Source organism: Enterobacter cloacae complex sp. 394I7 (assembly GCF_057320345.1).
In genome coordinates, this window is sequence record NZ_JBXWCR010000001.1 from 637,940 (window position 1) to 654,338 (window position 16,399).

The 16,399-nt window shown below is 49.9% G+C and carries 15 protein-coding genes and 1 pseudogene; 9 read left to right on the top strand and 7 right to left on the bottom strand.

Translation table 11 applies throughout. The features are described 5' to 3' along the window. Positions 1 to 5: 5 nt before the first annotated feature. The 4 genes from csgA (at position 6) to ymdB (ending at position 1,982) form a co-directional block, all read left to right on the top strand. Complete coding sequence (gene csgA / locus AC2FAP_RS03065; RefSeq protein WP_014169524.1) at positions 6 to 461, top strand: curli major subunit CsgA; 456 nt, start codon at positions 6 to 8, stop codon at positions 459 to 461. A gap of 59 nt (positions 462 to 520) precedes the next feature. Next, on the top strand, positions 521 to 853 hold the full coding sequence (csgC, locus tag AC2FAP_RS03070; RefSeq protein WP_014169525.1) for a curli assembly chaperone CsgC: 333 nt from the start codon (positions 521 to 523) through the stop codon (positions 851 to 853). A 159-nt stretch (positions 854 to 1,012) separates the two neighbouring features. Then, positions 1,013 to 1,333: a fimbrial protein gene (locus tag AC2FAP_RS03075; protein WP_014169526.1), complete on the top strand. Its 321-nt coding sequence runs from the start codon at positions 1,013 to 1,015 to the stop codon at positions 1,331 to 1,333. Between the two features lie 106 nt (positions 1,334 to 1,439). Further along, complete coding sequence (gene ymdB, locus AC2FAP_RS03080) at positions 1,440 to 1,982, top strand: O-acetyl-ADP-ribose deacetylase (RefSeq protein WP_014169527.1); 543 nt, start codon at positions 1,440 to 1,442, stop codon at positions 1,980 to 1,982. 34 nt (positions 1,983 to 2,016) lie between these two features. Here the strand turns inward: ymdB and mdoC are convergent, their stop codons facing one another. After that, positions 2,017 to 3,156 carry a glucans biosynthesis protein MdoC gene (gene mdoC / locus AC2FAP_RS03085; protein ID WP_014169528.1) on the bottom strand — a complete coding sequence of 380 codons (1,140 nt, stop codon included), beginning with the start codon at positions 3,154 to 3,156 and terminating at the stop codon, positions 2,017 to 2,019. Positions 3,157 to 3,411: 255 nt separating this feature from the next. On the opposite strand from mdoC, the gene mdoG reads away from it, so the two are divergent. The 3 genes from mdoG to AC2FAP_RS03100 all read left to right on the top strand — a co-directional run bounded on the left by mdoG (position 3,412) and on the right by AC2FAP_RS03100 (position 7,795). Then, positions 3,412 to 4,965, top strand: coding sequence for a glucans biosynthesis protein MdoG (gene mdoG / locus AC2FAP_RS03090; protein ID WP_025204472.1), 1,554 nt, complete (start codon positions 3,412 to 3,414; stop codon positions 4,963 to 4,965). Continuing rightward, positions 4,958 to 7,486, top strand: coding sequence for a glucans biosynthesis glucosyltransferase MdoH (gene mdoH, locus AC2FAP_RS03095; protein ID WP_032681268.1), 2,529 nt, complete (start codon positions 4,958 to 4,960; stop codon positions 7,484 to 7,486). Before mdoG ends, mdoH begins: the two co-directional genes overlap by 8 nt. A gap of 81 nt (positions 7,487 to 7,567) precedes the next feature. Beyond that, positions 7,568 to 7,795: a YceK/YidQ family lipoprotein gene (locus AC2FAP_RS03100; RefSeq protein ID WP_020884695.1), complete on the top strand. Its 228-nt coding sequence runs from the start codon at positions 7,568 to 7,570 to the stop codon at positions 7,793 to 7,795. A 6-nt stretch (positions 7,796 to 7,801) separates the two neighbouring features. Here AC2FAP_RS03100 and AC2FAP_RS03105 read toward each other — a convergent pair whose 3' ends face one another. The 4 genes and pseudogenes from AC2FAP_RS03105 to AC2FAP_RS03120 all read right to left on the bottom strand — a co-directional run bounded on the left by AC2FAP_RS03105 (position 7,802) and on the right by AC2FAP_RS03120 (position 11,902). Then, a complete protein-coding gene (locus tag AC2FAP_RS03105) occupies positions 7,802 to 8,191 on the bottom strand; it encodes a MysB family protein (RefSeq protein ID WP_449541556.1) in 390 nt (129 codons plus the stop codon). Between the two features lie 582 nt (positions 8,192 to 8,773). Beyond that, positions 8,774 to 9,893, bottom strand: a pseudogene (locus tag AC2FAP_RS03110) (IS3 family transposase). A gap of 294 nt (positions 9,894 to 10,187) precedes the next feature. After that, positions 10,188 to 10,814, bottom strand: a complete 627-nt coding sequence (locus AC2FAP_RS03115) for a DUF6216 family protein (RefSeq protein ID WP_149376678.1) — start codon at positions 10,812 to 10,814, stop codon at positions 10,188 to 10,190. Between the two features lie 251 nt (positions 10,815 to 11,065). Further along, entirely contained in the window at positions 11,066 to 11,902 is an 837-nt protein-coding gene (locus AC2FAP_RS03120; RefSeq protein WP_449541557.1) for a DUF4238 domain-containing protein, read from the bottom strand. Between the two features lie 46 nt (positions 11,903 to 11,948). On the opposite strand from AC2FAP_RS03120, the gene AC2FAP_RS03125 reads away from it, so the two are divergent. Further along, a complete protein-coding gene (locus AC2FAP_RS03125) occupies positions 11,949 to 12,140 on the top strand; it encodes a class I SAM-dependent methyltransferase (RefSeq protein WP_449541558.1) in 192 nt (63 codons plus the stop codon). 652 nt (positions 12,141 to 12,792) lie between these two features. Here the strand turns inward: AC2FAP_RS03125 and mdtG are convergent. After that, positions 12,793 to 14,022 carry a multidrug efflux MFS transporter MdtG gene (gene mdtG, locus AC2FAP_RS03130; protein WP_032681267.1) on the bottom strand — a complete coding sequence of 410 codons (1,230 nt, stop codon included), beginning with the start codon at positions 14,020 to 14,022 and terminating at the stop codon, positions 12,793 to 12,795. Between the two features lie 141 nt (positions 14,023 to 14,163). Then, positions 14,164 to 15,090 carry a Kdo(2)-lipid IV(A) acyltransferase gene (locus tag AC2FAP_RS03135; RefSeq protein ID WP_252069586.1) on the bottom strand — a complete coding sequence of 309 codons (927 nt, stop codon included), beginning with the start codon at positions 15,088 to 15,090 and terminating at the stop codon, positions 14,164 to 14,166. A 222-nt stretch (positions 15,091 to 15,312) separates the two neighbouring features. Here AC2FAP_RS03135 and trhO point away from each other — a divergent pair, with 222 nt between their 5' ends. Further along, the gene (trhO, locus tag AC2FAP_RS03140) at positions 15,313 to 16,362 is read left to right on the top strand and encodes an oxygen-dependent tRNA uridine(34) hydroxylase TrhO (RefSeq protein ID WP_032677865.1); all 1,050 of its coding nucleotides are present in this window, start codon (positions 15,313 to 15,315) and stop codon (positions 16,360 to 16,362) included. The last annotated feature ends 37 nt before the right edge of the window (positions 16,363 to 16,399 follow it).

Genomic DNA, 16,399 nt, shown 5'->3' on the forward strand with positions numbered 1-16,399 from the left:
TTACCATGAAATTTATCAAAGTGGCAGCAATTGCAGCAATCGTAGTTTCTGGTAGTGCTATGGCCGGTAGTATTAATCAAGGCGGTTGGGGTAACGGGCATGGCCACGGTGGTCATGACAGTGGTCCAAATTCAACGCTGAGCATTTACCAGTACGGTGGCGGTAACTCGGCTCTCGCTTTGCAAACCAGTGCGAGAAATTCCACACTGACCATTAATCAGAGTGGCGGCGGTAACGGTGCTGACGTTGGTCAGGGCTCTGATGACAGCTCAATTAGTCTGACTCAGAATGGTTTCGGTAACAGCGCAACGCTTGACCAGTGGAATGGTAACCACTCGGTGATGAACGTTAGCCAGTACGGTGGTGGCAACGGTGCTGCTGTTGATCAAACCGCATCCGGATCCACTGTGACTGTTCAGCAGGTTGGTTTTGGCAACCACGCGACTGCACATCAGTATTAATTTCCAGTCTGTGCTACAAAAAACAGGGCATTTGCCCTGTTTTTTTTCGGGAGTTCATCATGAATACCTTAATTCTCCTCGCGGCGCTTTCCAGTCAGATCACGTTTAAAACATCGCAACAGGGAAATATGACCACCATTATTCCGCAGGTTATTCTGACGGAACCGTGTGAATGTCAGGTGCAGATTGTCTCTTTGCGACAGGGGCAGGGGGGGCAAAGTTCTTCACGGCAACAAAACACACTTTTTATTCCCGCTAATCAGACGATTGATTTAATGCGGCTGAGTTTAAATATAGATTCCGGAGACAAGGTGAACATTACTGTCACTGTCTCTGACGGGAAATCGCTTCATTTATCACAGCAATGGTCCCCGGCGGGAAGTGCGCTCTAATGATTATGAAATCAAGACGTTGTGGATATGGCGGGCGTGCGCGGTTGAGCTATGCTGTTATCAGGAACTGTGCAGTGCTGTTCCATAACGTGATGCTTTGTTTCCCCTAACGGAGCGCGTTTACCCCTCAAGGACGACTTTCATTGAGGAGTACATATAGTGACCAAATATTTAGCCCGACGGGTTTATGGTTTAGGTTTGATCCTCTCTGCATTTATTACTCCCGCTTTTTCAGCCACGATTGTCGATGGTGGTGTGATTCATTTTCGCGGCGCTATTGTCGCAGACCCCTGCGTGGTGACACCGCATCATGACGCGTTTGCAATGACATGTCCGGATAATAATCGGATGCAAACGCGCAGGGTCAGCTATGAAGATGTACTTAACGGTCAGGTCAACGATTCCAGCCTCGCAACTCTCAGCATGAAGTACCTTAATCCCGAAAAAACGCTCGCGGTTGTTCAAATTCAGTATCGTTAATTCTCGCTCTTCCGCTCCCCGGCGGAAGAGGTTTTTCCCCGATAGTTTTTTATCCATACCTCCTCTGCGATACACTTAAGAAAAAGGCGGGTAGCAGAGGGTACGTATGAAACCGCAAATTGAAGTCATTCATGGCGATATTACGACGATGCACGTCGACGTGATCGTTAATGCGGCCAATCCATCACTGATGGGCGGGGGCGGTGTTGACGGCGCAATCCACCGGGCTGCAGGACCGCAGCTCCTTGAGGCCTGTAAAGCTGTGCGTCAGCAGCAGGGTGAATGTCCCCCGGGTCATGCGGTGATTACCCTCGCGGGAGATCTTCCTGCCAAAGCGGTGATTCACGCTGTGGGGCCTGTATGGCATGGCGGCGATCGGCATGAGGCGAGTATTCTGGAGGAGGCGTACCGCAACTGCCTGCGCCTGGCAGCGGATAACGGCTATAAGACGATGGCTTTTCCGGCTATCAGCACTGGGGTATACGGATATCCAAAACCTGCCGCTGCCACGATCGCGGTAGAGACCGTTTACCGATACCTCTCCCTCAAGCCGATGCCTGAAAAGGTGATTTTTGTCTGTTTCGACGAAGAAACCACGCACCTTTATCAGCGGCTTCTCACGCAGCGTGGACAGGACGTAGAGAGCTAAAACAAACGCGGCGCACTCAGTGCGCCGCGTTTGTTTATGAGGCTTTAGCCTGTGGTTTTCCTGAAAAGAGGAAACGCAGGAGCGGGATCCGCAGATGGATTTCATAGAGCACGATGGCAATCCCAATCACAAAGACCAGTCCGGTAAAGAAACCCAGCGTGTTGGACGCAATATGTGGCGTGATATAAGCGCCGAAGAATAGCGTCAGCGGGTGGTGCACCAGGTAAATAAACAGTGAAGCATTGACGAAGTAGGTCACGCGGCTGGACTTAAAGTTCAGCAAGCGGTGTCCCAGCGCGAAGACCACATTCACCATCCACAGGCCCAGCAGCATGGTGATCACGCTTTCTGTTTCATACATCCAGCCATCGCCGCTGCCATAGCGCTGATTTAATAGATAGGCCGCAAACGCGATAGCGGCACCCAGGGCGCACCATGGCGACGGGGTGGTAAACAGCGATTTAAGTTTGGGATGAATAAATGCCAGCGCACCGGCTAAAAAGAAGGGGATGTAAAACAGCGACTGCATCACGACGAAATTGAACAGCCCGTCACTCAGTATCGGCGGATACACGATAAATAGCGTGCGTCTCACGGCCGCATAGGCGATACCCAGCAGCAAAAAGAGCAGAGACAGTTTACCCAGCGTAATATTGGCGAAGAAGGTATCGGCCTGGGTACTCAGGCGATGGCGCAGGCGGCTGAAAATGACCAGGCTGACCGTGGTGAGCACCACCAGGACCAGCAGGAACCACAGGTGAGACACCAGTTCCCAGACCAGGGTATTGTACTTTTCATACAGCGTCAGATTTGGCCAGTTCTCCGCCTTGCCTTTGACGTACTGCAACATAATAAACTGCGGCAATGTCAGCAGGGGAATGGCGGTCAACATCGGAATGCCCACACGCTCCACGCGCACTTTCCACCAGCGTTTTACCGGGTAGCGTAAGAACAGCATGTAGGAGAAATAGCCGGATATGACAAAAAACACCTGCATACGGAAGGCATGGATAAAGTCATTAAACAGCGTGAGCCACCATGAGGGCATCTGGCTATTCACATGCCAGGTGTGGCTGGAGTAAATCAATGAAATGTGAAAGGGGATCCCCAACAGCATCAGCCATGCCCGGATCGAGTCGAGGAAATATTCACGTTCTACAGGTGTTGAGCTCATATAACTTTGTGCATTCTCAGACTTTTCGCCTTATCCCTAAGACTCATAATGGTTACATTCGAAGCCAACCCTACACCAAGACCGACACCCTGTCTCCAGGATAAGCACGCAAAGTGAAAAGCGGGTTCTTTCATTTGCTTAATCCATGAGCCAGCGAGCTGAACAAAGCAGTGATAATGTTGTCGGATTGCCTGAGTTTCCATTAAAATGGATCGGATCGATATAAGCACACAAAGGGGGAAGTGCTTACTTATTATGAAACATAAACCACAGATGATGAAAATGCGTTGGTTGGGTGCTGCAGTGGTGTTATCTCTGTATACCTCATCGGCACTGGCCTTTAACATCGACGATGTCGCAAAACAGGCAAAATCGATGGCAGGCAAGAGCTACGAAGCGCCAAAAAGTAACTTGCCCTCCGTTTTCCGCGACATGAAGTATGCGGACTATCAGCAGATCCAGTTCAACCATGACAAAGCGTACTGGAACAACATTAAAACCCCGTTCAAGCTTGAGTTTTATCATCAGGGAATGTACTTCGACACGCCTGTTGCCATTAATGAAGTGACGGCGACCGCGGTACGTAAAATCAAGTACAGCCCGGATTACTTCAATTTTGGCAATGTTCAGCACGATAAAGATACGGTTAAAGACCTGGGCTTCGCTGGCTTCAAGGTGCTTTACCCGATCAACAGCAAAGATAAAAACGACGAAATCGTCAGCATGCTCGGTGCCAGCTACTTCCGCGTGATCGGGGCAGGGCAGGTGTACGGGCTTTCTGCGCGTGGCCTCGCCATTGATACCGCGCTGCCATCAGGTGAAGAGTTCCCGCGTTTCCGCGAGTTCTGGATTGAACGTCCAAAACCAACCGACAAACGCCTGACTATTTATGCACTGCTGGATTCCCCGCGTGCGACCGGTGCTTATCGCTTTGTGATTATGCCTGGCCGTGACACGGTCGTTGACGTGCAGTCCAAAGTTTACCTGCGCGATAAAGTCGGCAAACTGGGCGTTGCACCGCTGACCAGTATGTTCCTGTTTGGGCCGAATCAGCCGTCACCGGCGACGAACTTCCGCCCGGAACTGCACGATTCCAACGGTCTTTCTATTCATGCAGGTAATGGTGAGTGGATCTGGCGTCCGCTGAATAACCCGAAACATCTGGCTGTTAGCAGTTTTGCGATGGAAAACCCGCAAGGTTTCGGCCTCCTGCAGCGTGGCCGTCAGTTCTCCCGATTTGAAGATCTGGATGACCGCTATGACCTGCGCCCAAGTGCCTGGGTCACGCCGAAAGGTGACTGGGGTAAAGGTAAAGTTGAGCTGGTTGAAATTCCAACCAATGACGAAACCAACGATAACATCGTTGCTTACTGGACGCCGGATCAGCTGCCGGAAGCCGGTAAAGAGATGAACTTCAAATACACCATTACCTTTAGCCGCGACGAAGACAAACTGCATGCGCCGGATAACGCGTACGTCATGCAGACTCGCCGTTCTACGGGTGATGTGAAGCAGTCTAACCTGATCCGTCAGCCTGATGGCACCGTGGCCTTTGTTGTGGACTTCGCGGGCCAGGACATGAAAAAACTGTCCCCGGATACCGCCGTTGCGGCTCAGGCCAGCATCGGTGATAACGGTGAAATCGTTGAGAACACCGTACGCTATAACCCGGTAACGAAAGGCTGGCGTCTGACGCTGCGCGTGAAAGTGAAAGATCCGAAACAGACCACTGAAATGCGTGCTGCGCTGGTCAGTAACGATCAGCCGCTGAGTGAAACCTGGAGCTATCAGCTACCTGCCAATGAATAATACATCTGAATATATTGATGCCATGCCGCTGACGGACATTGAAAAAGCGGCGCTGCCTAAAAGCGACATCCGCGCGGTGCATACCGCGCTGGATGGCGAACATCGTCCGTTTTCCCGTGACGATGATACGCCGCTGGGGTCAGTAAAGGCGCGTCTGGAGCAGGCATGGCCAGACTCGCTGGCAGAAGGGCAGTTGATTAAAGACGACGAAGGACGCGATCAGCTTCAGGCAATGCCGAAAGCCACGCGTTCCTCAATGTTCCCTGACCCGTGGCGCACCAACCCGGTTGGACGCTTCTGGGATCGCCTGCGTGGGCGTGATGTTACGCCGCGCTATCTGTCGCGCCTGACGAAAGAAGAGCAGGCCTCCGAACAGAAATGGCGGACCGTGGGGACCATTCGTCGCTACATTCTGCTGTTACTGACGCTGGCGCAGACCGTGGTCGCCACCTGGTACATGAAAACCATTCTGCCTTACCAGGGCTGGGCACTTATCAACCCTGCGGACATGATGGGCCAGGATATCTGGGTCTCCTTCATGCAGCTGCTGCCGTATATCCTGCAGAGCGGCATTCTTCTGCTGTTTGCCGTTCTCTTCTGCTGGGTGTCAGCCGGTTTCTGGACCGCGCTGATGGGCTTCCTGCAGCTGCTGATGGGACGGGACAAATACAGCATTTCAGCCTCAACGGTCGGGGATGAACCCCTTAATCCTGAGCACCGTACGGCGCTGATCATGCCTATCTGTAACGAAGACGTTGACCGCGTATTTGCGGGTCTGCGTGCGACCTGGGAGTCCGTAAAGGCAACCGGTAACGCGGCGCATTTTGACGTCTATATCCTGAGTGACAGCTACAACCCGGATATTTGCGTTGCCGAGCAAAAAGCCTGGATGGAACTGATCGCGGAAGTGCAGGGTGAAGGCCAGATCTTCTACCGCCGTCGTCGTCGTCGCGTGAAGCGTAAAAGCGGAAACATCGATGACTTCTGCCGTCGCTGGGGGAATCAGTACAGCTACATGGTCGTGCTGGATGCTGACTCCGTAATGAGCGGCGACTGCCTGAGCGGTCTGGTGCGTCTGATGGAAGCCAACCCGAACGCGGGGATCATCCAGTCTTCGCCAAAAGCGTCCGGTATGGACACGCTTTATGCGCGCTGCCAGCAGTTCGCAACCCGCGTCTACGGGCCGCTCTTTACTGCCGGTCTGCACTTCTGGCAACTGGGTGAGTCTCACTACTGGGGCCACAACGCCATTATCCGCGTGAAGCCGTTCATTGAGCACTGTGCGCTGGCTCCGCTGCCGGGTGAAGGTTCGTTTGCGGGGTCTATTCTGTCGCACGACTTCGTGGAAGCGGCGTTGATGCGTCGTGCTGGCTGGGGCGTCTGGATTGCTTACGACCTGCCGGGATCTTACGAAGAGCTGCCGCCGAACCTGCTGGATGAGCTCAAGCGTGACCGCCGCTGGTGTCACGGTAACCTGATGAACTTCCGCCTGTTCCTTGTTAAAGGGATGCACCCGGTTCACCGTGCTGTGTTCCTGACTGGCGTAATGTCTTATCTCTCCGCACCGCTGTGGTTTATGTTCCTTGCGCTCTCTACTGCGCTACAGGTGGTGCATGCTCTGACGGAACCGCAATACTTCCTGCAACCGCGCCAGCTGTTCCCGGTGTGGCCGCAGTGGCGTCCGGAGCTGGCGATTGCGCTGTTTGCCTCCACCATGGTGCTGCTGTTCCTGCCTAAGCTGCTCAGTATCATTCTGATTTGGTGCAAAGGCTCGAAAGAGTACGGTGGTTTCTGCCGCGTGACGCTCTCGCTTCTGCTGGAAGTGCTGTTCTCCGTGCTGCTGGCGCCGGTGCGTATGCTGTTCCATACCGTGTTTGTGGTCAGCGCGTTCCTCGGCTGGGAAGTGGTCTGGAATTCTCCGCAGCGTGATGATGACTCCACGCCGTGGGGGGAAGCCTTCATGCGTCATGGCTCGCAGCTGCTGCTGGGTCTGGTATGGGCAGCAGGTATGGCCTGGCTGGATCTGCGCTTCCTGTTCTGGCTGGCACCGATTGTCTTCTCGCTGATCCTGTCACCGTTTGTGTCAGTGATTTCGAGCCGCTCAACGGTGGGGCTGCGTACCAAACGCTGGAAACTGTTCCTGATCCCGGAAGAGTATTCGCCGCCACAGGTGCTGGTGGATACCGACACGTATCTTGAGCAGAACCGCAAACGTTCGCTGGAAGATGGTTTTATGCACGCGGTGTTTAACCCGTCATTTAACGCTCTGGCGACGGCCATGGCGACAGCGCGTCACCGTGCAAGCCAGGTACTGGAGATTGCCCGCGATCGTCACGTTGAGCAGGCGCTGAACGATACGCCGGAAAAACTCAACCGCGACCGTCGTCTGGTGCTGTTGAGCGATCCGGTTACGATGGCACGCCTTCACTACCGTGTGTGGTCTGCGCCGGAAAAATACTCTTCGTGGGTCAGCCACTATAAAGAGATTAAAATTAATCCACTCGCGCTGAAGGCGAAGTAAGCCTTCTGTGCCCGGCGGCGTTATGCTACCCGGCAAATAAAAATACCGGCTGAAAAGCCGGTATTTTTTTAGAGGTCATTGATGAAAATAATCCTCGCCGTGATGATGGCGTGTTTACTCAGCGGCTGTGGCAGCATCATCAGCCGCACCATTCCAGGGCAAGGCCACGGTAATCAGTACTACCCCGGGGTAAAATGGGATGTACGTGACTCAGCGTGGCGCTATCTCACCGTGCTCGATTTACCGTTTTCACTGGTATTCGATACGCTATTGCTGCCGATCGACGCTCAGCACGGCCCTTATGAATAGGGGAAATTAACGCTCATCCCACTCATCGGCTGCGGTCTGTCCTTCTTCCGTATCCAGCGGCGGCTCGAGCTGAAATTCGCCCTCATCCCACTCGTGCAGGGTGTTTTCTTCAAGCCATTCCTGCCGTAGTTCGATTTCGTCATAGTCGCCATCAAAGACGGCCTGCGCACCTTCTCCGCTCAGGACCGGCAAACATTCTCCTTCCTCGCTATCATCAGCAAAGAATTCGGCCTGCCACATAATATCCCCGTCCTGCAGAACGTATTTCTGGATATTAAGTTGTTGCACGTCAGCATTTTCTTCCTCAACGCCGGGATTATCGGCGAGGAACTCTTCACGAGCGGCATCAATAGCTTCTTCCAGCGTACTATAGAATACATATTCTTTATCGGACATAATGAGTTCCTCAATGATTATGTTTATCAAATGTATAGGTGCATGAATGCGAACTGTCAAAGCCTACATTTATAGTAGGGTATCGATCTTGTAGTAGGTTGATGCTTTTGGCTTAGATCGCCAGATTAGTACAGTATTAGACTTCCTCGAAAACGCTAAACTGCCCCCCAATTAGGGTATCAACTCGATCCAAGCATTTACGAAGTACTAGAAAGTGATAAAGGTCTGTCAGGGCACAAAGGGCATAACTTCACCAAAGGTTCTTTAGGTCAGTTTAAGCAGCGTGTAGAGGCTGGGGAGATTACCGAGGGTTGCTTGCTAATCGAGACTGTAGACCGCTTTTCACGTAAGTAAGGCTACGAAGCTATCGATGAGTTTACTTTTTTGATCAAACGTAACATTGATATTGTAGGGGTTGAGACAGGACAAATTTACAGCTACAAACTCGACCACAAATTATCCGCATTATCCACTACTATCGAACGTGCTCACCAGGAGTCGAAAAGAAAAGCCCGTATCAGTAAAAAATCATGGAACAGACGCAAAGAAGAATTGACCTGCCCCCAAGATTAGATACAACCTTCAGCTAGTAATGTCGGTTGTTTTTTCTTCATATTTCCCGTTTCTCCAGTCCGCTGCAAATTCAGCCGGAGTCTGGTAGTTCAGCGAAGAATGTGGACGGCACTCGTTATAATCCTGTCGCCAGTCATTAATCGTTTTCCTGGCATGAACAATATCGCTGAACCAGTGCTCGTTCAGGCACTCATCTCTGAATCGTCCGTTAAAACTCTCAATAAATCCGTTCTGAGTCGGCTTGCCGGCTGGATAAGACGCAGTTCCACGCCATGCTCAAAGGCCCATTGATCCAGTGCGCGGCAGGTGAACTCCGGTCCCTGATCGGTTCTTATCGTAGCCGGATAACCACGAAACAGCGTGATACTGTCCAGAATACGCGTGACCTGCACGCCTGAAATCCCGAATGCGGGGGTAATCGTCAGGCACTCCTTCGCGAAATCATCCACACAGGTCAGGCACTTGAACCTGCGACCGTTGGTCAATGCGCCCATAACAAAATCCATCGACCAGGTCAGGTTCGGTGCATATGGGCGCAGAAGCGGAAACCGTTCGGTCGCCAGCCCTTTACGGCGTCGCCTGCGTTTTACGTTCAGTCCATTAAGGTGGTAAATGCGGTATACCCACTTGTGATTGACGTGAAGATCCTCCCGACGCAGTAGCTGCCAGATGCGCCGATAACCAAAACGTCGGCGTTCAAACGCCAGCTCAGTGATACGCTCTGATAAATGCGCATCAGAAGATGGACGCTGAGCATCATAACGGCAGGTCGACAGAGACAAACCTGTAAGCCTGCAGGCACGACGTTTCGACAGACCGGTCGCATCACACATCATCACCACGGCTTCCCGTTTCTGGCCTGTCGTCAGTACTTTCGCCCAAGAGCCACCTGAAGCGCCTCCTTATCCAGCATGGCTTCGGCAAGTAACTTTTTGAGTCGGCGTTCTCCTCTTCAAGCGACTTAAGCCGCTTCACCTCAGGAACTTCCATTCCACCAAACATTCTTGCGCCAGGTGTAGAAAGTGGCGTCTGAAATAGCGTGCTTACGGCAGAGTTCCCGGGCAGAAACACCGGCTTCTGCCTCGCGGAGAATACTGATGATCTGTTCGTCGGAAAATCGCTTCTTCATAGGGATGTCCTCATGTGGCTTATGAAGAAATTACTAACATCACGGTGTATTAATCAACGGGGAGCAGGTCAGAACATGTAGTACAACCTGAAGCGAACAAGAAGCTAACAGCGTTTCTTGATAAACATGAAGGTGGTAGTACTTCTGGTGATGTGATCATTAACGCACCGTTGATCATTCAAGGTGATGTAGTTGGTGATGATAAGAAATTCAATGAAATGTTGAATAAACACTCTAATAGTGTTGCTCAGGCTGTTAGAAGCTCACAGAAACGTAATACATAAGAAAGCCCAACTAGGGCTTTCTATTTCTCATATATTCTTTTTTGATTTTATATACAACTTTACGCATTCTATTTGCTTTTATCTTTCTAAGTAATTCACTGAAACTGAATATTGTGCTAATCGCTATGAGAAAAGTGTACACGAAAAGATTAATTAACTTTCCGCTTTCAAAGTCCCAAAAAGGTTTAAATATGAAAACCCCAACAAATAGCGGAAGTAAAAAGCATCCAATCAATAAGCTAACAACAGCAACACTAAGAATATCACCTTTTGAACTTTTCTTGATTTTACCATTCTTTGGATTGTAAGCATCTCGTAATCCTTTATACATTTTCAGTTCTAAGTTGAATTTCTCCAATTGAGAATAAAAATTCTCAATTTGTTTGATGGTTGTGAATTTTAAATTCGTTTTGAAGTTAAATTTTGCTATGTCATGTTCAGCTTGCTCTATTTTAGCTAATTTTTCATTGAAATATTGCTTTTCACCAATGAATATACCCCATATTTTATTAGCGACTATAGCCATGCTTCCACTACGATAGACAATATAAAGTGTGACCACAACAATCATCACATTAAGTAGTATAGCGGTTATTGCTGGAAATGATTTTATAAAAAGTTCAAAAGAATCTTTCATGGATAAATACTCTAAGCAAGGACGTAGAGGACATTATGGCATCTTTTTCAAATAATGTGAAGGTAACAAACTTTCAGATTAAAAGTACTGGACTGATTTATTCAAATCAAACTTGGACAGGTCAGCGTATTATGCGATCTACAGGTATTCAGTACTACAATATTCAATTCGCACTTAATTTCAATCCTTCAGTATTAACTGAAGTTAATAGCTTTTTAGCTCAGTAAGTACAAGGTAAACCATTTACTTTCTTACTCGGTGTGGTTCGGATATTTTATGACATCATCTTCATTATCAAGAATATAGATATGGTCATTATTCGAATATATTTTTTCATTAGCGGAAGCCATTATCATTGTGTTCAAATTTGCAATTTCCCAAATGGTTACTTTGCGTAAAGCCGGGAGTTTAATTTCTTTACTCCCAATAATATAAGTTGATTTGTTGAGGGGTGCAATTATCATTGTACCTTTAGATTCAAAGCCGAATATTTTTTTATTAAGGCTATTGGCTAAAATCATTGGGGCATCGCTGGTTATTACATTAATTCCATCGGGTGCTTTCAATATACAGTAGTTGTATAAAGGCAGGTATTTAGATAGTGCTTTTGTTTGTTGAATTTCATATTCGATAATGTCATCTTTGCTATAGCTTATCCATTCAATATGTAAATTTATTCCTTTTTCTTTATGATCTTCTTGCATTGATTTAACTACTCGCTCTGCATGAATTAGTGGTGATTCTATCATTTCCCTATGTTGTGGGTTTCTTAATAATAGTGAAGCTAACAACCATGCAAGCCCTTCATTCTGAGAATCGATTTCATTGAGTTCATCTACTTGTTTTAAAAAATCACCAATTTTAGGTTCGACTACACTGCCGTACCAATTCTCTATTAAAAGAGAGTCGTTAATATTTTCAACTTTGTAGTAATTATTTTTTACGCAAGAGTCATTAGGACTGGCTCCATGTTTTTTACCAGGTTTATTGATCGGGAACGCCCAAAACAATGACGTGCGTTTGCCGCCATTAGTGAAACCCTTTAAATAACATGCAGGTATAAAATGATGCTTTTTAGATATAGACATTTTTTTATTCCTAAATACCCGTACAACTACTGTACAAGAGTATCTTATGGCAAGAATTACTAAAAAGGAATCAGCATTACACATTCAGGTTATGGATCTCATTCACTCTGATAAGCAACTCACACAAGACAATAAAGAGTTTATCTTCAACGACTACAAAGGTGATGGGATAGGTGCTACTGGTGCTTTCTTCACACCTGAAATGCTCGCATGGGATTTGATACTTGATGCTGGCTGAACTGGTCAGTGTATCGAACTATGTGCGGGTATCGGTCGTCTCAGTTACTGCCAGTACTTGAGGAATAAACCAACACACATCACATGTGTAGAACTTAATCCTGAATACGTAATGATCGGGAGGAGGGTACTGCCAGAAGCGGAATGGATCACTGGTGACGCTCTACAGTGCTTACCAGACCGCTTCTATGACGTTGCTTATGGCAATCCCCCAACACATCATAAGCGTATGCAGGGCGTTATACAGCCTCAGAATTCGAATACAAGGTGATTGAACCTGCGAGTACTTTCGCGTCCTATGGGGCATGGATAGTTCCTCAGGGTTCAGCAGGGGTTAAGTATTCTGGACATAGGTACTATGACACTTCAGTACAAACAGCTAAGTACCAGAAGTTTGTTAATGATACTGGCTATGAGTTACATCCGGGAGTTGGCATCGATACGATTATCTACCGCGATGAATGGAATGGTACAAAGGTGATTTGTGAAAGCGTTTCTGTTGACTACGACGGAACAAATTTATGATGTATTTTGCTTTACGCTGCTTCCAGTGTGGCGTACATGGTCATTGGTGTCTCCCTGTTTTCCTGAAGGTTTCAGGGAAAGAATAGCTGAATATCGGGTTCTGCAAGTATGAATGCAAAAATAAGCTGTCACGCGTTTGTCTTATTAACGACCGGTCGTAAAGCCCTCGATAAACTGAACCACGAATAAATCGCATTAAACAGCACCACGCCCGCGGTGACGATAAACACGGCGCGGAAACCAAAACTGGCGGAAATCCCGGCTCCGACAAGCGGTCCGGTGACGTTGCCGATATCGCGAAATGACTGGTTATAGCTAAAAATGCGGCCGGCTATCTGGTTCGTTGAGTTGTAAACCAGCAGGGTCTGAACCGCAGGCAGTAACGCGCCGTCTGCCGCTCCCAGTAAGAAACGCAGCAGGCCAAGCTGCCACGGTGCTTGTACCATTGACATCGGAATAAGGAGCAGAACGGAAATCACCAGGGCGCATATCAGGATTTTTTCCGGGCCCACGCGGTCCCCCAGTTTTCCCAGCCTCGGGGCGCTGAGCAGCGCTGCCACGCCGGGTACCGACGCGATAAGCCCGCTGATAAACGCAATATTACTGACGTCACCGGCCAGATCGCGAACGTAGAGCGTCAGAATAGGGGCAATCGACCCGGTTGCTACCTGAATAATCAGGGTCGTGACGAACAGGCTTAGCACCAGCCTGGGATTTTTAAGCGAGGTCAGCACATCCCGTGCGTGGAGCATCTCTTTTCGGGGGACCGGGGTGAAACGTTCACGGATACAGAGCAGCGTGACGATAAAGCAGAGAAAAAGGACGCTGGCAGTAATAAAAAAGACCGGACGCAGGCCGTAGTTATCCGCCAGCAGTCCGCCTGCCAGCGGTCCCAGCAATGCGCCGCTCACGCCACCGGTGGAGAGCGTGCCGAGCGCCCAGCCGCTTTTGTGTCGCGGAATTTGGGTGGCGATGAGCGCATTTGCGTTAGGAATAAAGCCCCCCAGCAGGCCCAGTAACGCGCGCAAAATCAGAAATTGCCAGACGTTCTGCGCAAGGCCCATCAGCGCCATGATGATGGCCATCCCCAGTGCCGAACGCAGCAGCATGATCTTTCGTCCTTTGCGATCGGCAAGGCCACCCCAGAAGGGCGAAGCAATCGCGGAAAAGAGAAAGGTGATACTGAAGACCAGGCCAGACCACATATTGAGCGCACTGTGACCGGTGACGCCAAGTTGTTCAACGTAAAGCGGCAGGAAGGGCATCACCAGGCTAAACGCCGCACCGGTGAGAAAACAACCAAGCCACGCAACCGTGAGGTTACGCTTCCAGTTTATGGGGGCATCTGAGGGTGACATAACAATCCGCATAATGAGGTGCAGAGCACCATAGGCCTGAAGTAATAAGCCTGCTAAGTATGCGCCTGGGTTATGATCGCTGCAATGCGGAGGCGCTTTTAAAGCTAAATGAGCGTGCGGCCCTGATGGCCGCACGGAAAATTAATAGCGCGACGGCATACCCTCTGGCCGCGTTTTGAAGCGACGATGGAGCCACATATACTGCTCCGGCGCGAGCATGATGCATTTCTCAACCACTCTGTTCATCCAGCGAGCGGTCGTTTCCGCATCGTCCAGCGGCGGTGCGAGTTCCGGCTCGAGCATCATTAACTCGTAGCCTGAGCCATCCGGCTTGCGACGCGGGACAAACGGGACGATCGCGGCTTTGGACATTTTCGCCAGCATCCAGGTACCGGTGGTTGTGGCCGCCTCTTCAACGGCGAAGAACGGGACAAATACGCTGGATTGTGGGCCATAATCGTGGTCAGGGGCATACCAGATCACTTCACCTGATTTCAGCGCGCGGATCATCCCCTTCAGGTCTTTACGGTCGATCATATTTTTGTTGGAGCGCATACGGCCGTTGGTCTGGATTAAATCGATCACCGGGTTATCGTTAGGGCGATAAACACCAATACCGGGTGCCTGCATGCCAAACATACGCGCACCGATCTCCAGCGTCAGAAAATGCACGCCAATCAGCAGTACGCCTGTCTTATTGGCCTGAAGCGTATGCACAGGCTCCATACCTGTCCCGGTGACTTCACTCCAGCGGGCCATGCGTTTGTCTGGCCAGAACCATGCCATACCGGTTTCCATCAGCCCCATGCCAACGGATTCGAAATTCCTGGTAACCATCTCATGACGTTCCGCCTCGCTCATCTGCGGGAAGCACAGCTCAAGGTTGCGGTAGGCAATCCTGGCGCGGCGTTTCATGAATTTTTGACCAATACGACCCACACATTTGCCCACACGGAAAATCACAGGGTAAGGGAGTTGGACCATCAGCCATAAAAAACCAATGCCAAGCCAGGTCAACCAATAGCGGGGATGCAAAAGGGCGACAGTAAATTTCGGTAACTGGGTCATGTCTTTCCTGTGTTCTAACGTCCTGTTTAGCTATTGTCTCATTTTTTGAGGCGTAGCCAAAATGTCTGTCTTCGAAACGTGTACGAATGCAGCAATTGTTAAGTCTGACTAACTAGGGTGTGTGAAATGTAGCGTAAATTGTGTGGATGTAAATTGTCATTGTTTGCTATATGATGCCGACCGATTTTTCATTCTCTCTAACGATTGCAGGACTTGTACACCATGCCAGTGTTACACAACCGCGTTTCGAATGAGATGTTAAAGGCGCGTATGTTGGCTGAAACCGAACCGCGCACGACAATCTCATTCTACAAATACTTCACCATCAACGATCCACAAGCGACCCGCGATGCGCTTTATCAGGCCTTCACGACGCTGAATGTTTTCGGGCGCGTCTATCTTGCCCGTGAAGGCATCAATGCCCAGATCAGCGTACCGGAAAGCAAAGTAAACGCCTTCCGCGACCTGCTTTACGGGTTCGATCCGGCTCTCAACGGTGTACGCCTGAACATTGCCCTGGATGATGACGGTAAATCATTCTGGGTGCTGCGCATGAAAGTGCGTGAACGCATTGTCGCGGACGGTATTGACGATCCGGCGTTTAACGCCGCTGATGTCGGGGAATACCTGAAAGCGGCGGAAGTGAATGCGATGCTGGACGATCCGGATGCGGTGTTCATCGATATGCGTAACCACTATGAGTATGAAGTGGGGCATTTCGAAAACGCGATGGAAATTCCGGCTGATACCTTCCGCGAGCAACTGCCAAAAGCGGTTGAGATGATGCAGGAACATAAAGATAAAAAGATCGTGATGTACTGCACCGGTGGGATCCGCTGTGAGAAGGCCAGCGCCTGGATGAAGCACAACGGGTTTAATAAGGTCTGGCACATTGAAGGCGGCATTATTGAGTACGCCCGTCGTGCCCGTGAGCAGGGTTTACCGGTGCGTTTTATCGGTAAGAACTTTGTCTTTGACGAACGAATGGGCGAGCGTATTTCAGAGGATGTGATTGCCCACTGTCACCAGTGCGGTACGCCGTGTGATACTCATACCAACTGCAAAAATGACGGATGTCATTTGCTGTTTATTCAGTGTCCGACCTGTGCCGAGAAATTTAACGGATGCTGCAGCGAACTGTGCAGTGAAGAGAGTATGCTGCCGGAAGAGGAGCAGCGCCGTCGTCGTGCAGGACGGGAAAACGGTAACAAGATTTTTAATAAATCCCGTGGCCGTCTGAACACCAAACTGGGTATTCCCGACCCTGAATAAGGCTGATGCCCGGCAGTGTGAAAGCCTGCCGGGCGTC

Excerpts from the sequence above, each read along its gene's own strand:
- csgA (WP_014169524.1), top strand. The coding sequence starts at position 6 with ATGAAATTTATCAAAGTGGCAGCAATTGCAGCAATCGTAGTTTCTGGT.
- csgC (WP_014169525.1), top strand. The coding sequence starts at position 521 with ATGAATACCTTAATTCTCCTCGCGGCGCTTTCCAGTCAGATCACGTTT.
- ymdB (WP_014169527.1), top strand. The coding sequence starts at position 1,440 with ATGAAACCGCAAATTGAAGTCATTCATGGCGATATTACGACGATGCAC.
- mdoC (WP_014169528.1), bottom strand. The coding sequence starts at position 3,156 with ATGAGCTCAACACCTGTAGAACGTGAATATTTCCTCGACTCGATCCGG.
- mdoG (WP_025204472.1), top strand. The coding sequence starts at position 3,412 with ATGAAACATAAACCACAGATGATGAAAATGCGTTGGTTGGGTGCTGCA.
- mdoH (WP_032681268.1), top strand. The coding sequence starts at position 4,958 with ATGAATAATACATCTGAATATATTGATGCCATGCCGCTGACGGACATT.
- AC2FAP_RS03100 (WP_020884695.1), top strand. The coding sequence starts at position 7,568 with ATGAAAATAATCCTCGCCGTGATGATGGCGTGTTTACTCAGCGGCTGT.
- AC2FAP_RS03105 (WP_449541556.1), bottom strand. The coding sequence starts at position 8,191 with ATGTCCGATAAAGAATATGTATTCTATAGTACGCTGGAAGAAGCTATT.
- AC2FAP_RS03115 (WP_149376678.1), bottom strand. The coding sequence starts at position 10,814 with ATGAAAGATTCTTTTGAACTTTTTATAAAATCATTTCCAGCAATAACC.
- AC2FAP_RS03120 (WP_449541557.1), bottom strand. The coding sequence starts at position 11,902 with ATGTCTATATCTAAAAAGCATCATTTTATACCTGCATGTTATTTAAAG.
- AC2FAP_RS03125 (WP_449541558.1), top strand. The coding sequence starts at position 11,949 with ATGGCAAGAATTACTAAAAAGGAATCAGCATTACACATTCAGGTTATG.
- mdtG (WP_032681267.1), bottom strand. The coding sequence starts at position 14,022 with ATGTCACCCTCAGATGCCCCCATAAACTGGAAGCGTAACCTCACGGTT.
- AC2FAP_RS03135 (WP_252069586.1), bottom strand. The coding sequence starts at position 15,090 with ATGACCCAGTTACCGAAATTTACTGTCGCCCTTTTGCATCCCCGCTAT.
- trhO (WP_032677865.1), top strand. The coding sequence starts at position 15,313 with ATGCCAGTGTTACACAACCGCGTTTCGAATGAGATGTTAAAGGCGCGT.